This window comes from Candidatus Paralachnospira sp. LCP21S3_A2 (assembly GCF_052118925.1).
GTDB lineage: Bacteria > Bacillota > Clostridia > Lachnospirales > Lachnospiraceae > Lientehia.
In genome coordinates, this window is the sequence record NZ_JBQKGG010000014.1 from 33880 (window position 1) to 50007 (window position 16128).

General features: G+C 50.5%; 15 protein-coding genes. 5 read left to right on the forward strand and 10 right to left on the reverse strand.

Features of this window, described 5'->3' with window-relative positions; all coding sequences use genetic code 11:
• Nucleotides 1-8: 8 nt before the first annotated feature.
• The gene (gene tnpA / locus ACTQ3K_RS09975; protein ID WP_441567548.1) at nucleotides 9-437 is read right to left on the reverse strand and encodes an IS200/IS605 family transposase; all 429 of its coding nucleotides are present in this window, start codon (nucleotides 435-437) and stop codon (nucleotides 9-11) included.
• 346 nt (nucleotides 438-783) lie between these two features.
• Here tnpA and ACTQ3K_RS09980 point away from each other — a divergent pair, with 346 nt between their 5' ends.
• From ACTQ3K_RS09980 to ACTQ3K_RS09990, 3 genes are all read left to right on the forward strand, one after another.
• Nucleotides 784-1344 carry an RNA polymerase sigma factor gene (locus ACTQ3K_RS09980; RefSeq protein ID WP_441567550.1) on the forward strand — a complete coding sequence of 187 codons (561 nt, stop codon included), beginning with the start codon at nucleotides 784-786 and terminating at the stop codon, nucleotides 1342-1344.
• Nucleotides 1341-2567, forward strand: a complete 1227-nt coding sequence (locus ACTQ3K_RS09985; RefSeq protein ID WP_441567552.1) for a hypothetical protein — start codon at nucleotides 1341-1343, stop codon at nucleotides 2565-2567. The genes ACTQ3K_RS09980 and ACTQ3K_RS09985 overlap by 4 nt, the downstream gene beginning before the upstream one ends.
• Before the next feature lie 185 nt (nucleotides 2568-2752).
• Entirely contained in the window at nucleotides 2753-3529 is a 777-nt protein-coding gene (locus ACTQ3K_RS09990; RefSeq protein ID WP_441567554.1) for a ZIP family metal transporter, read from the forward strand.
• Nucleotides 3530-3752: 223 nt separating this feature from the next.
• Here the strand turns inward: ACTQ3K_RS09990 and spoVG are convergent, their stop codons facing one another.
• The 3 genes from spoVG to ACTQ3K_RS10005 are packed head-to-tail and all read right to left on the reverse strand — an operon-like array spanning nucleotide 3753 to nucleotide 6469.
• Nucleotides 3753-4031 (reverse strand): septation regulator SpoVG, encoded by a 279-nt coding sequence (gene spoVG, locus ACTQ3K_RS09995; protein ID WP_441567608.1) that lies wholly within the window; start codon nucleotides 4029-4031, stop codon nucleotides 3753-3755.
• Between the two features lie 45 nt (nucleotides 4032-4076).
• The gene (gene glgD, locus ACTQ3K_RS10000) at nucleotides 4077-5198 is read right to left on the reverse strand and encodes a glucose-1-phosphate adenylyltransferase subunit GlgD (protein ID WP_441567556.1); all 1122 of its coding nucleotides are present in this window, start codon (nucleotides 5196-5198) and stop codon (nucleotides 4077-4079) included.
• Nucleotides 5195-6469 (reverse strand): glucose-1-phosphate adenylyltransferase, encoded by a 1275-nt coding sequence (locus ACTQ3K_RS10005; RefSeq protein WP_441567558.1) that lies wholly within the window; start codon nucleotides 6467-6469, stop codon nucleotides 5195-5197. The genes glgD and ACTQ3K_RS10005 overlap by 4 nt, the downstream gene beginning before the upstream one ends.
• A gap of 302 nt (nucleotides 6470-6771) precedes the next feature.
• Here ACTQ3K_RS10005 and ACTQ3K_RS10010 point away from each other — a divergent pair, with 302 nt between their 5' ends.
• Nucleotides 6772-7872: a metallophosphoesterase family protein gene (locus ACTQ3K_RS10010; RefSeq protein WP_441567560.1), complete on the forward strand. Its 1101-nt coding sequence runs from the start codon at nucleotides 6772-6774 to the stop codon at nucleotides 7870-7872.
• Nucleotides 7869-9752, forward strand: a complete 1884-nt coding sequence (locus ACTQ3K_RS10015) for an ATP-binding protein (RefSeq protein WP_441567562.1) — start codon at nucleotides 7869-7871, stop codon at nucleotides 9750-9752. The genes ACTQ3K_RS10010 and ACTQ3K_RS10015 overlap by 4 nt, the downstream gene beginning before the upstream one ends.
• 118 nt (nucleotides 9753-9870) lie before the next feature.
• Here ACTQ3K_RS10015 and ACTQ3K_RS10020 read toward each other — a convergent pair whose 3' ends face one another.
• The 6 genes from ACTQ3K_RS10020 to ACTQ3K_RS10045 form a co-directional block, all read right to left on the reverse strand.
• Nucleotides 9871-11040, reverse strand: coding sequence for a ribose-phosphate pyrophosphokinase (locus ACTQ3K_RS10020; protein ID WP_441567564.1), 1170 nt, complete (start codon nucleotides 11038-11040; stop codon nucleotides 9871-9873).
• Between the two features lie 108 nt (nucleotides 11041-11148).
• On the reverse strand, nucleotides 11149-12144 hold the full coding sequence (locus ACTQ3K_RS10025; RefSeq protein ID WP_441567566.1) for an ATP-binding protein: 996 nt from the start codon (nucleotides 12142-12144) through the stop codon (nucleotides 11149-11151).
• A gap of 12 nt (nucleotides 12145-12156) precedes the next feature.
• Nucleotides 12157-13251, reverse strand: coding sequence for a DnaD domain protein (locus tag ACTQ3K_RS10030; protein WP_441567567.1), 1095 nt, complete (start codon nucleotides 13249-13251; stop codon nucleotides 12157-12159).
• Between the two features lie 269 nt (nucleotides 13252-13520).
• A complete protein-coding gene (murC, locus tag ACTQ3K_RS10035) occupies nucleotides 13521-14903 on the reverse strand; it encodes a UDP-N-acetylmuramate--L-alanine ligase (protein ID WP_441567569.1) in 1383 nt (460 codons plus the stop codon).
• 23 nt (nucleotides 14904-14926) lie between these two features.
• Nucleotides 14927-15433, reverse strand: a complete 507-nt coding sequence (locus tag ACTQ3K_RS10040; RefSeq protein ID WP_441567571.1) for a QueT transporter family protein — start codon at nucleotides 15431-15433, stop codon at nucleotides 14927-14929.
• 171 nt (nucleotides 15434-15604) lie between these two features.
• On the reverse strand, nucleotides 15605-16117 hold the full coding sequence (locus tag ACTQ3K_RS10045) for a shikimate kinase (protein ID WP_441567575.1): 513 nt from the start codon (nucleotides 16115-16117) through the stop codon (nucleotides 15605-15607).
• Nucleotides 16118-16128: the final 11 nt, after the last annotated feature.

The following is a 16128-nucleotide window of genomic DNA, read 5'->3' on the forward strand; positions in this document are numbered from 1 at the left end:
TTTCTGATCTATCTGGTCTTCTGGCTGTTGATATATTGTGTGACCTGATCCAGTGTCCGGTCACTTACAGTAGCAACAAAGTAAGATGGGTTCCACAGATGTCCGCCCCAGAGCTGTCTCTTGATCTCCGGGTGCTTCAAAAAGAGCCATCTGGCAATGTTGCCTTTGAGTATCTTGACTGCATCGGACAGCCGGAGCTGTGGCTTGCAGTCTACGAGCAGATGGATATGGTCTGGCATCACTTCCATTGCAAGAACGTTCATATCTAAAGATTTCAGCGTTTCGAGCAGGTATTGTTTTACCTCTGTCTCAATACCGCCAAGGAATACGGGTTTCCGATATTTTGTGACCCATACGATATGATACTGCAGGGAATAGATATAACCACGACCATGCGTAACATCTTTCGGAATTGAAAAATAAACTGTTTTATCCATATTTCTATGGTACCATATGTAAGCATACAAAGCAACCAAAAGCCGCCTAACTCACGACTAAAGTCACGAGCATGCGGCGGCTAATAGTCAATCCGCTCATATTCCCATTTTATATTTTTACGGTTTTATATCTTTACAACTCAGGGGATAATCTCTGATCCGATTTGTTTTTTCTCTCCTTTATCCGTTTTCCAAAACATTCCATTCCCACTCTTCCCCGTTTATGGTACAGTTATAAATAAGAACCTTAACATTTCCCTTTCATCTTTTTTATAAAACCTGTAACCTCCGTCCTCCAAACGGTGCTTATAAAGATAGAAATACTGTCAGCGAAAGGAGGTCCGCCATGGACGATTCCCGGATTGTTGAATTATATCTGTCGCGCGATGAGACCGCAGTTGCCCATACGGCTGAGAAGTTTGGAAGCCGCCTGCGCGCCCTGTCATACGGCATTGTCCGAGATCATCAGACTGCCGAGGAATGTGAAAATGATACTTACCTGGAAGCATGGAATTCGATTCCTCCCCATGAACCGCGAAGCTATCTTTACTCGTTTCTGCTCCGGATCACCCGTCATTTATCCCTGAACTGCTGCCGGAACCGCAGCCGCCTGAAACGCCGCGCATTTTTATGTGAGCTGAACACCGAGCTGGAGCAGTGTATCCCTGCGCCTGATGATGTGGAATGCCGGATCGATGATCTGCTGCTGCGGGAAGCCATAAACGGATATCTGCGCAAGCTGAATGCAGAAAAGCGTATGATTTTTCTCAGACGTTACTGGTATCTGGATTCCATCACAGATATTTCCGGGCGTTTTTCCATCTCCGAAAGCAAGGTAAAAACGACACTCTTCCGGTGCCGCAGGGATCTCCGAAGCTATCTGGAAAAGGAGGGTTATGTTTTATGAGAGGAACAGATCTGTTAGATAAAATGGAGCTTGTTGATCCGGCTTTTGTGGAAGAAGCCGATCAGATCTTAAAACACAAAAAGCTTGTCCGGGTTCGGCTCAGTGCCCTGGCCGCCTGTCTGGTCCTGTTCATCGTCATCGGACTGGTTCTGCATGGAATCCCCGGAGTTTCTTCCGACACATTGGATTCCCCGGATCTTCCAGTGCTGACTGTTTCCGACCTTACACTCGGCATGGGATTTGAAGGCTGCACCGCCCATGATATATCGGAACTTGTGAATGATAATCCATGGAATGAAGCACTGGAACTTTCCGCGCTCCCGGTCTATAAAAATCCTCTGACTTATGACGATTTTTATCAGATCACCGGCGGTTATGATTTCACCGCGATGAACGCGCTCCTGCTTGACACAGCAGCCAGCCTTGGACTTGATCCCAATACCCTGACCCTCTCGGACAACTCCCCCGATGAAGATACCAGAAACCAGATTCGGGAAAAACTGGAAGAAGCAGGAGATTCCGTTTCCGAAACACAGTTTGCCCCCACCGCCGCAGTCCTTGAGACCGACGGCGTCACGATCACCGTGGATCAGGAAATGACCGTGACCGTTTCATTCGATCCAGCCAGAGAGCTTCCAAAGGAATATCATTTTACCCATACCTCCTCCTATGAGGAGCTGGCTGCCGTATCAGACTGGCTGAAAACCTCCTATTCAGATTTCATCGGCTTCATGCAGCCACGCTCCAATCTGTCCGGCGGTGATTATGATATTTACGGAAATCAGCATTATTCTGTCGGATTTTTTGACGATAGCGGAACCGTTACCGAACAGATCGTTCATTATAATTTCAACCAGGTTCAATTTTACTGCGATGACAACGGAGACCTTTTTATGGCGCGGATCTTCAAACCGGATCTTTCCCGGAAAATCGGCGACTATCCCATCATCAGCCCGGACAAGGCACAGGAACTGCTGGCGGAAAGCCATTACCTGACCTCCGTTCCTTATGAATTTCCTGGTGAAGCTTATGTGCAAAAAGTGGAATTGGTCTACCGTACCGGCGCGCTGGAAACCTACTATATGCCATACTACCGCTTCTATGTGGAGCTTCCCGAAGAAACACAGGAAAACGGGTTAATCACCTATGGCGCCTACTATGTCCCCGCCGTCGAAAGCCGCTATATCTCCAATATGCCCACCTGGGACGGAAGCTTTAACTAAAAGAACCATATTTCCCGGGAGGATATCATGCGCACTGTCCACGATTGTTCATCTCCTGTACTTTCCCCTTGCTCTCCCTCTCTTTTTCGCTTATAATAACCTCATCTGATACTTGAACTGCTCCGGCAGTTCTTTTATCGCCCGTGAGTTAGCTATATCTAACTTTTAGTTGAAAGGAGGTTCTTATGACCACTTTTTATGGTATTCTGATTCCGTTTCTCGGTACATCCTTCGGTGCGGCCTGCGTCTTTTTCATGCGGCAGGCACTGAATAAACAGATCCAGCGGGCGCTGACCGGCTTCGCCGCCGGAGTCATGGTGGCGGCATCGATCTGGAGCCTGCTGATCCCTGCCATCGAACAATCTGCCAGGCTGAGAACGCTGGCGTTTCTCCCCGCCGCTGCCGGATTCTGGCTGGGAATCCTGTTTCTGCTGCTCCTGGACCGACTGATTCCTCATCTCCATCTGGGCAGCGATCAGGCCGAAGGCCCAAAAAGCCAGCTTCAGCGGACCACCATGATGATCCTGGCTGTGACACTCCATAACATCCCGGAAGGAATGGCCGTGGGCGTTGTCTATGCCGGGTATCTTTCCGGCGCCTCCCAGATCACAGCCGCCGGTGCGCTGGCGCTGTCCCTGGGAATCGCCATCCAGAACTTCCCGGAGGGCGCAATTATTTCCATGCCTCTGCGGGCGGAAGGCATGAAAAAAGGACGGGCATTCTTCGGCGGCGTCCTCTCCGGTGTGGTCGAACCCATCGGCGCCGTGCTGACGGTGCTCGCCGCAGGTCTGGTGGTTCCTGCTCTTCCGTATCTGCTGAGCTTCGCCGCCGGCGCCATGCTCTATGTGGTCGTCGAAGAGCTGATCCCCGAAATGTCCGAAGGAAAACATTCCAATATCGGAACCGTTTTCTTTGCCATCGGATTCAGTCTGATGATGGTGCTGGATGTGGCGCTGGGATAGTAGGCAGACAGACAGACACATACTATCCCAGGGACATGCTGCAGATGGTATCCCCGCCGCCTCTCCACCTTCGACAGTATAAAGAAAAGGAACCGCCCCGTTTTCCGAAGACAGTTCCTCTTTTCTTTTATCTGCTTTTTAACATTTCGATTTTAGCCCATTCGATATGCCATCTGCTTATGCTGTACCAGCTCCGCCTGACCGGCTTCGCCCCACTCTTGCCTTATGCTTCAAAGAAATCCGGCCTGGCGGCTTCCTCTGCATAGCGCTCCAGAATGGTATTCTGGATCCGGTCTCTGGTAGTAGAATTGATCGGGTGGGCAATGTCACGGTATTCGCCGTCGGTGGCCTTACGGCTCGGCATGGCGATGAACATGCCTTTCTCTCCCTCGATCACTTTAATATCATGCACCACAAACTCGTTATCCAGAGTGATGGACACGATGGCTTTCATTTTACCTTCTTTTGCTACTCTTCGAACCCTCACGTCTGTAATCTGCATTTTTACATAGTCCCCTTCCTTCGTCATTCTCCAGCAGGCAGATTCTTAAAGCACGAACCGCTCATTCTTCTCAATGACGATCTTGAGATTTCCGGGCTCCCCCTGATACGTCATATTTGCCCGAATCGTATCGCGGCTTTCCACGATACAATTCTCAATCCGCGTATTATCGCCGATGTAAACATCATTGAGAATGATGGAATTTTTAATCACGCAGTTGTTGCCAATATATGCTTTCTTGAAAAGCACCGAATTCTCCACCCTGCCGTTGATGATACAGCCGCTGGACACCAGGCTGTTCCGCACCTGGGCTCCCATGTTGTACTTTGCGGGCGGATTGTCATCTACCTTGGAATAAATATCCGGATAGGTATTGAAGAAATAATTTCGAACCTCCGGTTTCAGGAAATCCATGTTGGTCTTGTAATAAGCCTCCACGCAGGCGATATTGCTCCAGTAGGACTCCATCTTGTAGGCATAGATCCGTTTCATGTTCTTATAGCGGATCAGGATATCCTGAACAAAGTCGTAGCGATCCTCCTCCGCACACTTCTCGATCAGCTCGATGAGCTGACGGCGGCGAATTACATAAATTCCACAGGACACCGTATGGGATGTCGCCACCATAGGCTTTTCATCAAAATCGATGATCCGTCCGTCTCCGTTGGTGCGTACAAGGCCGAAGCGGCTCACATCCTCGCTGTCGGGAAGATCCTTGCAGACCACAGTGATATCTGCCTGTTTTGCGATATGATACTCCAGAACCTTATTGTAATCCATCTTGTAGATTCCGTCGCCGGAGGCGATCACAACATAAGGCTCATGGCTGCTCTTTAAATAATTCAGGTTCTGCCAGAGAGCATCTGCCGTACCTCTGTACCAGTTGCTGTTGACTGCGGTAAGGGTCGGAGTAAATACAAACAGTCCTCCCTGCTTTCTTCCGAAATCCCACCACTTGGAGGAGCTTAAATGCTCATTCAGGGAAGTGGAATTGTACTGGGTGAATACCGCTACTTTTTTAATATGGGAATTGCTCATGTTGCTCAGAGCGAAGTCGATGGCTCTGTAGCTTCCTGCGACAGGCATTGCGGCAACCGCACGCTTCTCTGACAATTCCCTCATCCTCTTGTTGTTTCCGCCTGCCAGAATAATTCCTATCGCTCTCATCTCACGCCACCTGCCTTTATAATATAACCGCCGCTCTCAAGCGCGCCGCCGGGATAATCTGATTTTTCTGTCACGCCGGAGATTGCCGTATTCCGTCCTACCGAAACGCCGTCGGGAATATAGGAATCCTCACCGATGGTCACCAGGTCAAAGGCATAAACCTTGGGATTCAGCTTGCTGGGGGCAAACTCGCCCACGCCCAGCCGGACATTGGCTCCGACCTCCACGTTGTCTGCCACAATGGCTTTATCCAGTACGCAGTTGTCGCCGATGACAACACCGGACATCAGAATGGAATCGCGGATCACCGCGCCCTTTCCGATCTTAACTCCGACACCGATCACCGAATTATAGACCTCGCCGTAAACCTCGGAGCCCTCGGCAATGATGCTGCGCTCGATGACGGAATCTGTGGAAATATACTGAGGCGGCAGGATATCGCTCTTGGTATAGATTTTCCAGAATTCTTCATAAAGGTTGAATACCGGGATAATATCCACCAGCTCCATATTGGCTTCCCAGTAGGAGCCGAGCGTTCCGACATCCTTCCAGTAGCCGTTGTATTCATAGGCAAAGATCCGCTCACCCTTGGCATGGCAGTAGGGGATCACATGCTTTCCGAAATCACAGCCGGGCTCGTCCGACATCTTGATCAGAGCTTCTTTTAAGATCTTCCAGGTAAAAATATAGATACCCATGGAAGCCAGATTGCTTCTGGGATGCTCCGGTTTCTCCTCGAACTCCGTGATCCGGTTGTTTTCATCTGTGATCACCACGCCGAAACGGCTTGCCTCTTCCATGGGAACCGGAAGGGCCGCGATGGTCACATCTGCATTGTTTGCTTTATGGTAATCCAGCATAACCTCATAATCCATCTTATAGATATGGTCGCCGGACAAGATCAGCACATACTCCGGATTATAGGAGTCTATGTACTCCATATTCTGATAAATCGCATTGGCTGTTCCCGTGTACCACTCACTGTTTTTACTCTTTTCGTATGGCGGAAGGACGGACACTCCTCCGATGTTCCGGTCCAGATCCCACGGAATCCCAATGCCGATATGAGCATTGAGCCTGAGGGGCTGGTACTGGGTAAGAACTCCGACTGTATCGATTCCGGAATTGATACAGTTACTGAGCGGGAAATCAATGATCCTGTATTTTCCGCCAAAAGCTGTTGCCGGTTTTGCCACGTTCGCTGTCAGAACGCCCAGCCTGCTGCCCTGTCCGCCGGCCAGCAGCATTGCAATCATTTCTTTCTTAACCACGCTATCACCTCTTGCTGTAATATAGTTCTGTCTCCTGCTCCGGGTCATATCTGATCCCTTCAGGCCCTGAACAGTTACATATGATGCTTATATTAAGTTTATCACACTTTTTGGAATATGTGAACAATTATTTTTTTATTTTCCCCTAAATTTTATGCAATTTATAAAAATATTTTTTTGAAACCACCTCATTACCTATGATATAATGAAAAGAGTTCCTTGACTTTTGGTTACTATTCCGAACCGGCCTGATTCTGGAGCACGATGGAATTCTGCCCGGTTTTTACAGAAAGGATTATTCCATGAAATTTATCCATGCTGCCGACATCCATCTCGGATGCCAGCCGGACCGGGGATTTCCCTGGTCCCGCGAGCGTTCTTTTGATATTCTTGCCGCGTTCAAGGCGCTGATCGTGGCATGCAAAAAAGAGAAGCCGGATCTGCTTCTTTTATCCGGCGATCTGTTCCACCGCCAGCCCACCGCCGCGGAACTGAAAGAGGCCAGCGCGCTTCTTTCCAATATTCCGGAGATCCCTGTGATCATGATCGCCGGAAATCACGACTGTATCCGTGCCGGCTCCGCCCTGGAGCGGTTCACCTGGCCGGATCATGTCACCCTCCTGTCGGGAAACGAGCTGGAAGAAGTCTCCTTTCCGGAGCTGAATACCATAGTTCATGGTTTTTCCTATCATACCAGAGAGATCCGCGAACCACTGTATGATACACTTCAGGCTCCTGCAGACGGGAGGTTTCATATTCTTCTCGCCCACGGCGGAGACGAAACCCATATCCCCATGGATCTGAAAAAAATGGCCGGATCCGGCTTTTCCTATATGGCACTGGGCCATATCCACAAGCCCTGGCTCAACGAAGCCGGACGCATGGCCTATCCTGGCTCCCTCTGCCCGGTAGATCTGACGGAAACCGGAAATCATGGCTGTATCGCCGGGGAGCTCACCGAAAATGACGGCCCCGGTGAACTGCATCTGAAATTCCTTCCTCTTGCCTCCAGAAGCTATATTCCATGCCGGGTCAAGGTGACGGAAAAGACCACAAACCAGTCTCTGTTCAAAACCGTGACAAATTTCATGGAACAGTACGGAGCCGCCAATATCTACAAGCTGACCTTAACCGGAAAGCGGGATCCCGACATCGTGTTCGACGAAGCATATTTGAGAACTGCCGGACGGATCATCTCGTTTACCGATACGACCGTACCCGCCTATGACATCGAAGCGCTGCGCATGGAACACCGCCACGACCTGATCGGTGATTATATTGACACCTTTCTTCCCGGCGCTGAGGAATCCTCCCTTCAGGATCCAATCCGCCGCCAGGCATTTTTCTATGGTCTTGACGCGCTGCTTTCCAACTTAGATTCAGATACAGGAGAACCAAAATGAAATTAAAGGATCTGCATATTTCCGGTTTCGGAAAATACACCCATGAGGATCTGTCCTTTACCGATGGGATCAATGTGATCTACGGAGACAACGGCTCCGGAAAATCCACCCTCCACGCATACCTGCGTGCCATGCTCTTCGGCATGGAACGGGGCCGGGGACGGGCCGCCAGTACCGATACCTACAGCCACTATTATCCCTGGAATTCTCAGGCTCCCTACGGTGGTTCTCTGTCGTTCCGGACGGATGAGGATGACGGCGATTTTTTGCTGGAACGGTGCTTTGACACCAAAAACCGTACCATGGCCATCCGGAAACAGGCCACCGGAAAGCTGATCAGTACCGAGCAGGCCGATCTGGACCGGCTGCTGAGCGGTCTCACTGAAGATGTTTATAAAAACACCATCAGCATTGAACAGCTCAAGGCTGCCACTGACAAGTCGCTAAGCTCCGGCCTGAAAAATCATCTCTCCAGCTTAACCTTTTCCGGAAACAGTGCCCTGGATGTAACCCATACCATGGCTTCCTTAAAGGAAAAGAAAAAAGCCCTGAAGCAGTCCATCGACCCGAATGCTGAAGAGCGGTTCCGGTCCCTGTTCCGGGAGATCTGTGAGATCGAGGATCAGTTAAAGGACATGGACGGCCAGCCAGAGGAGCTGGAAAAGAGAATCAAAACACTGGAAGCCTCCCTGAAAAAAGAACAGAAAACTCAGGCCGGATTGGAAACGCTCCATGAGCTTCGAAAAGAACAGCTTGCCAAAAACAGCATGTCCGCAATCCGCAATCCGGAAATCTACCAGGATCGTCTGGAGGATGCCTTTGCCGCCCACCGGCTTGCCAAAAACGAGAATGACCGCCATGCACGGAGAAGGCTGCGCTTTCGTGACATCGCTGCCGGGCTTTTATCCACGGTGATTTTTGCGCTTCTTGGACTCGGTATTATCTTTTACGACAAGATTCCGATCGTAAACACACCGTTTCCGCTCCCCATGCTGCCATTCCTGATCTTCTTTTTCGGTGCTTCCGGAGTCTCACTTCTGGTCACTGTTATTTTATTCATCCTGTCCCGAAAAGATGACTCCGATTCGGAAGCAATGGCCGCAGAAACCGAGCTGTTTCTACAGCAGCAGTTTGAACTCCATCTCGGAACTTCCGAGGTCAGCGAGGAAGGCATGGAGGAACTGCTTCGAGTCATCGGTGATTATTTCCAGCAGGAAAAGGAGCTGGAAGCCACAGAGAGAGCCACAGAGGATTCCTTAAAGGCCATCGTTGCGCTTCAGGAACAGCTCCAGGCTGCCCATGAAGAGCAGACACAGTTTCAGAAGCAGACCTGGGAATTTGAACAGGCCACAGCCAGACTCGCCGACCTGGAGGAACAGAAAACTGCCGTGGGGCGGATTCGTGAAGCAAACCATCAGGCAGAGGAAAAGATCAAAGCCGTCACTCTGGCAGAAGAAACCATTGCCTCCCTGTCAGCAAAGATCCATGAAACCTTCAGCCCGGTGCTTAACCGCCAGGTTTCCGAAATCCTCTGCTCCATCACCGACGGCATTTACGATCAGGTTTACATTGATGAAAGCTTAAACGTCACGGTCCGCACCGGCGGCCGGACTGTTCCTCTGGAATCATTAAGCCGCGGCACCATTGAGCAGATCTATCTGGCACTCCGCATCAGTGCGGTGCAGATCCTCTGCCCTGATGTCTCGTTCCCCATCCTGCTGGATGACACCTTCGCCTACTATGATGATACCCGCCTCCACAACACCTTAAAGTGGCTGGCAGAACATTATTCCGGCCAGGTGCTCCTGTTCACCTGCCATAAACGGGAGGCTGCCTTCCTGTCAAGACTGAACGTGCCATATCATCTGATCACCTTATAAACAGAAAATCTCCCGTCTCTTCAGATCTGTTCCGAAGGACGGGAGAATATTTTATTCATTCCTGTTCATTTCTGTTTCCGGACTGCTCCAGAAACATTTTTTCGCCTGCTGTCACTTCTTACCGGTTCCGATATTTTTCCAGTGCCCGGTTAATACGGTCGGTTGGATTCAGAAGCCCGTTGATGGAAACATCATGGTTCATGTAATCGATCAGAAGCGCAATATACTTGCTCATATCAACATCAATATAATACGGTCTGGAAAGGAGCTCCGGCGTCTGGTAAATCAGGTTTGTGGTAAGGATCCGGTCGATGATCCCCTTCTCATAATATTCATCAAACTTCTGAAGTCCGCCGGTAAACAGACCGAACGTTGCGCAGACAAACACCTTTCTTGCCTTTCTGCGCTTTAACTCCTTAGCTACCTCAAGAACACTGTCTCCGGAGGAGATCATATCATCGATGATAACCACATCCTTATTCTCTACTGAGGAACCAAGAAACTCATGTGCTACAATCGGATTACGTCCGTCTACGATCCTGGTATAATCACGGCGCTTATAGAACATACCCACATCCAGGCCAAGAACATTAGCAAAATAGATTGCACGGCTCATGCCTCCCTCATCGGGGCTGATGACCATCATATGCTCACTGTCGATCTGGAGCTCCAGCTCATGACGCAGCAGATGTTTGATAAACTGATAGCAGGGCTGCACCGTCTCAAAGCCTTTTAACGGAATCGCGTTCTGCACGCGGGGATCATGGGCATCAAAGGTAATAATATGATCCACGCCCATATGGATCAGCTCCTGAAGTGCCAGAGCACAGTCCAGGGATTCTCTTCCGCTTCTCTTATGCTGGCGGCTCTCGTAAAGGAACGGCATGATAACGGTGATCCTCCTTGCCTTTCCACCCACCGCAGCAATAATTCTCTTTAAATTCTGGAAATGATCATCCGGGGACATATGGTTCAGATGACCGCTGACTGTATACGTCAGGCTGTAGTTGCAGACATCCACCATCAGGAACAAATCATCCCCCCGCACGGATTTGTCAATAACGCCCTTTGCCTCACCGGTTCCAAACCGCGGCACGTGACTTTCGATAATAAAGCTTTCCTTTTCATATTCAGAAAACAGCACGGATCCTTTATGCTCATGCTGCCGTTCACAGCGCCACGCAGCCAGATAGGCATCCACCTTTCGCCCAAGCTCCTGGCAGCCGTCAATAGGGATCAGCCCCAGCGGCCCTACGGGTATGGTATTCAGCACATGTTCGTCCTGCATTCTTGTTTCCTCCTGTTTTATCCGATCGTCTGTAATATTTTTATAACATAAAATGACACAGTAATTCCGAGTTTTCTATTAAAAGGCTAACATCGGCGTTCTGAAAAGTCAAGCCCTGCTTTGCCCGATTTTCTTTTTTATACGAATATCAGCGCCAAAGAGCGGAATAACCCGATAATCGTTCATAACACGGGACGCAATACGCTCCGAATAGGTACGGCGCAGCTCATTGACCGACAGATTCGTGGAGATCACTGTAGACTTTTCCCGCAGCTTCCGGTCATTGATGCAGTAAAAAAGCTCCGCATTTTCCAGACTGTTTCCCAGCTCTGTCCCCAGATCATCAATGATCAGCAGATCGCAGGAAAACAAACCGTCATATTTTTCCCGGTTTTCGCCATCCCGCCCGAACCGGTGATCCACGATGATCTGAAACAGATCTGATGCCGTGAGATACAGCACCGCTTCCGCCCGGTCAAGAAGCGCCTTTGCAATGCAGTTGGTCAGAAATGTCTTTCCCGTTCCTGCCGAACCGGTGAACAGAAGATTTCCTCCCTTTTCCCGGAAATTCTCTACATAAGCACGGCAGCCTGCCACCACCTGCTTCATATAATCATACTGGCTCAGCCCCTGCTTTTCGTTGACGATCAGTTCCTTATCATAGTAATCATAGACAAGATGATCAAAATTTTCCCGCTCCAGCACATGCTCCAGATTGGACTGTCCGTACAGGATCTTAATCTCCGCCTGTCGGAAGCAGCGGCACTTTTTCCCGTCCACATAGCCGGTGTCCTTACATTCCGGACAGGTATAGACCGGCGCCATGAACTCCCTTGAAAAGCCGCCCATCGCCAGCAGTGTTTCTTTTCCCTCCCGCAGCTCGTCAAGCTTTGTCCGCAGCCGGGGAAGCGCCGCCTGATCACCGGATAAGAGCCGCTTTGCCTGCTCCACCGAAACGGCCGCAATCTCCCGGTCATACTCCTCCAGCCGGGGAAGCGCCCGGTAGACCTGTGCGATCCGCTCCTCCTGCTTATGGCGGTTCTCCGTCTGCCGCCGCTGATAGATCCTCATCAGCGCATCATACTGGGAATTACTCAGTGCCACTGCCATCCTCCTTTAAAAACCGTTGAGCTTTTTCACCAGCTCATCGTAATCGTAATCTCTCTGGGTAAAATTATGGAAGCTGTTGGGGCGCTTTTCCTCGCGGCTCTGAATCTGGGACTGATCCTTCGGCTGCTTTTCATCCAACCGCGCAATATCCTCTTTCCGGCTGATCCCTTTCTTCCGCCATTCCGTCAGGATCTTGTCCGCATACTCAAAGCTGGGCTGATGGATCGCCCGCATGGTGCGGTCACATGCCTCCAGCACCACCTCCACCGGAAAGCCGTACTCCCGAAACCACCGGTCGATAGTCTTCCGCTCCCCGGCAGCCGGATTCCGCCCGCCAAGACCAAAGGCCTTTAACACGGCATATGTATTCTTTCCGCCCATGACGGTCTCCGCCCGCGCCTGCTCCACCGTCAGGATCCCACGTTCCTTCCAGTTCAGGGCAACTGCCTCAATATAACGCATGCTCCGGTGTCCATTGGAAACACAGTATTCCAGCAGATATTCCAGAAGCTCTGCGCTCATATGAAGATTCCCATACAGGTTTCCCAGCACATCGCAGTCTCTTGCCGTCAGATTCTTTCCCGTATAACGTCCTGCCATATAGACAAGCTGGGTAAAATCCGCGTCCTTCGTAAGCGCCTGCATCTGCTCCTTTGTAGGGCCGTTTCCGTCAAAGACCGACTTCGCAGCCGCTTCCTGCTCCGCCGCTCCGGACTCTGCCTGTCCGTCCATGGTTCCTGCCCGGTGCTCCGTTGTCTGACGGTCTATCCCCCGTCGGTTTTCCTGGCCCGGAGCCTGCATGGCCTTCTCCCCATCCAGCAGCAAGATCCCTGCCAGCGTTCCCGCCCGGTCATATTCCAGTCGGATCAGCCCTGTTTTTTCCCAGTATTTCAATGCACGCAGCACATCTGCTTCCGTATTATTGAGCCTGTCCGCCATTCCTGCGACAGAAAGCTCTCCGCCCAGGGTCATCTGACGCAGCAGAAGAAGATATACCTTTACAAACTCTCCGTTAGCCTCCGCCATATAATCATCCACAAACCGGTTGGACACCACCGTTGCTCCGTGGCTCTGCCTGTCTGTCACATACAGTCCGGCCATCTCTCTCACCTCTCTCGTCCGTCCATTATAGCACAGCCCCCCGAAAAAGAGAACTGCTTTTTCCTGTCCACAGACTGTGGAGCTTTCTCCACAATTTCATTGTGGATATTGTGGATATTGTGGATAACCATCGACTTTTTTCCCCATCATGTGCAGAAAACGTCGATTTTACTGGATAGTTATGAATTTATCAATCTGGAGTTTTCCACAAAAAAATCCACAGGCTTATCCCCATAAATTGTTGATAAGCCTGTGGATATTGTGGATAACTACTTTCCCAAAAGGGTTTCTCCAATCTTTACAACGTCTCCCGCCCCCATAGTTATCAACAATTCATTGGGGACAAGATTTTCCAGAAGAAATTTCTCAATTTCTCCAAATGATTCAAAATAATGGACCGGCGTGCCCAGCTTCTCAATTTCGACAGCAAGATCCGCGGAGCTGATTCCCAGCGTATCGGTCTCTCTCGCCGGATAGATCTTCGCCAGAACTACCTCATCTGCCAGGGACAATGCTTTCGCAAACTCTCCCATCAGCGCTTTTGTCCTGGTATATGTATGCGGCTGGAATACACACCAGATCTTCTTTTTGTGAAGCTTCTCTGCCGCAAGCAGCGTCGCCTTGATCTCATCCGGATGATGCGCATAATCATCAATGATCTCCACACCTCCGAGATTTCCCTTGAATTCAAACCGCCGCTCTGTTCCGGTGTAGCCGTCAAGACCTTTTTCAATGGCTTCCTCCGGAATATGAAGTGCATCTGCCACAGCTGCCGCAGCCAGGGCATTGGCAATGTTATGCTCACCGGGAACCTCCAGATCCAGATGACCGATCTTTCTTCCCCGACGGATCACGTCAAAGGACGCATATCCCTTTTCATTATAGGTGATCTGCTCTGCCCGGTAATCCGCATCCTCCGCTTCCAGCGCAAAGGTCACCATGGGACAGGCAAGATCGTTCATTAACTCCCGGTATCCCGGAATATCCGCATTGATGATCAGAAGTCCGTCTCCTGCCAGAAGCTTCGCAAAGGTATGGAACGAGTTTCGTATGTCATTCAGATCTTTAAAGAAATCCAGATGATCCTCCCGGATATTCAGAATAACCTCAATGGTCGGGAAGAATGAGTGGAAGCTGTTGGTATATTCACATGCCTCCGTCACAAAGCAGTCCGAATGGCCGACCCGGATATTTCCGCCGATGCTGTGAAGAATCCCACCCACGGAAATCGTCGGATCTGCATCCGCTGCCAGCAGGATCTCTGTCACCATGGAAGTCGTCGTTGTTTTTCCATGGGTTCCGGCAATGGCTACTGCCTGCCTGTAATTCTTCATCATCTGCCCCAGAAGCTCGGCTCTTGTCAGCATGGGAAGTCCCCGCCGCACAGCCTCGGCGAACTCCGGATTATCCGGATGAACAGCCGCCGTATATACCACCAGATCCGTATCGGGACTGATATTGGATGCCCGCTGTCCCTGATATACAACTGCTCCGCCGGCTTCCAGATGTTTCGTCAGAGCAGACACTGCTGAATCGGACCCGGTTACGCGAAAGCCTTCCTTCAGCAGTATCTCCGCCAGCCCGCTCATACTGATCCCGCCGATTCCGATAAAATGTATCGCAATAGGTTTCTGAAAATCGATCTGATACATTTCTTTTCCTTTCCTTATTTGAACTATACCGCGTTCATCCGGAAGATTACGTTCTTATGACGCTCCAGCGCCAGCAGAAGAATCGTTCCCAGTCCTGCCACCGCCAGGATCTCTCCGATTCCCACGGTCACCATCATGAACGGTACTGCGTCTCCCGCACCGTAGCCAATCTTCAGCACCCACGGTACGATCAGGGTGTTGGACACGATCGGCGGCACACTCACCAGATACTTGTGCTTTCGCAGCAGATACGTTCCCACAGCGCCGATCAGAGTCGCCAGGCTTCCCAGCACCACGTCCATAACAACCGCTCCGGAAAACAGGTTTGCCAGGAAGCAGCCGATGGTCACACCCGGAATCGCCGCCGGTGTAAAGAACGGCAGCACTACCAGCATTTCTGAGATCCGGAACTGCACCGGCCCGAACGAAATAGGCTCGAACAGCATGGTCAGCACCACATAGAGCGCCGCGATCAGCGCTCCCTGCACAAGATACAGAACCACCTTTGATGATACGTTGTTTGTCTTCATTTTTCATTTCTCCTTTAGTTTTGTTTTACGAGTGGAAGGTCTCGAACACTCGACTATTTTTATTGAAATCCCTTGATCTATAAGGTTTTCAACGTATCACAGAATAGCACACTTGAAAGGGCATTGTCAAGCAAGTACCAGAAAAGTACCACTTTGCACCGCCATTGCTTTCTACCCCCACTCCACCATGGCCCGCAGCTCGTCAACGACTTTTCCGCTGGTCTTTCCGGTCTCATCGATGGTAACATCGGCATATTTCTCATAAAGTTCTGTCCGCTCATCGTAAAGATCCCGAAGCGTCATGCCGTCTTTCAGAGCAACCCCGCGGTCCACCAGGTTTCCAAGCCGCTTTTCCAGATCCTCATAGCTGATCTTTAAATAAACCACAGTTCCGATCTCCTTCAGATGCTCCATAGCAGTCTTTCCGTAGATCACGCTGCCGCCGGGAGCGATGACGGCCCGGTCTGCCTGAATGCCGCGGTTCACCTGTTCTTCAATGGCAAGGAAGCCCTCCAGGCCGTCCTGGGCAATGATCTCCTTTAACAGCCGCTTCTCCTGATTCTGGATCAGAATATCGGAATCAATAAACTGATAGCCGATCCGCTTAGCCAGCAGCACACCGACCGTGCTTTTCCCGGAGGCCGGCATACCGATCATGGTAATATTATTCCAGTTGTGTCTCATATCGTTCTCTC

Bases quoted from the DNA above. Each gene is read 5' to 3' on its own strand.
- tnpA (WP_441567548.1), bottom strand. From the start codon at position 437: ATGGATAAAACAGTTTATTTTTCAATTCCGAAAGATGTTACGCATGGT.
- ACTQ3K_RS09980 (WP_441567550.1), top strand. From the start codon at position 784: ATGGACGATTCCCGGATTGTTGAATTATATCTGTCGCGCGATGAGACC.
- ACTQ3K_RS09985 (WP_441567552.1), top strand. From the start codon at position 1,341: ATGAGAGGAACAGATCTGTTAGATAAAATGGAGCTTGTTGATCCGGCT.
- ACTQ3K_RS09990 (WP_441567554.1), top strand. From the start codon at position 2,753: ATGACCACTTTTTATGGTATTCTGATTCCGTTTCTCGGTACATCCTTC.
- spoVG (WP_441567608.1), bottom strand. From the start codon at position 4,031: ATGCAGATTACAGACGTGAGGGTTCGAAGAGTAGCAAAAGAAGGTAAA.
- glgD (WP_441567556.1), bottom strand. From the start codon at position 5,198: ATGAGAGCGATAGGAATTATTCTGGCAGGCGGAAACAACAAGAGGATG.
- ACTQ3K_RS10010 (WP_441567560.1), top strand. From the start codon at position 6,772: ATGAAATTTATCCATGCTGCCGACATCCATCTCGGATGCCAGCCGGAC.
- ACTQ3K_RS10015 (WP_441567562.1), top strand. From the start codon at position 7,869: ATGAAATTAAAGGATCTGCATATTTCCGGTTTCGGAAAATACACCCAT.
- ACTQ3K_RS10020 (WP_441567564.1), bottom strand. From the start codon at position 11,040: ATGCAGGACGAACATGTGCTGAATACCATACCCGTAGGGCCGCTGGGG.
- ACTQ3K_RS10030 (WP_441567567.1), bottom strand. From the start codon at position 13,251: ATGGCCGGACTGTATGTGACAGACAGGCAGAGCCACGGAGCAACGGTG.
- murC (WP_441567569.1), bottom strand. From the start codon at position 14,903: ATGTATCAGATCGATTTTCAGAAACCTATTGCGATACATTTTATCGGA.
- ACTQ3K_RS10040 (WP_441567571.1), bottom strand. From the start codon at position 15,433: ATGAAGACAAACAACGTATCATCAAAGGTGGTTCTGTATCTTGTGCAG.
- ACTQ3K_RS10045 (WP_441567575.1), bottom strand. From the start codon at position 16,117: ATGAGACACAACTGGAATAATATTACCATGATCGGTATGCCGGCCTCC.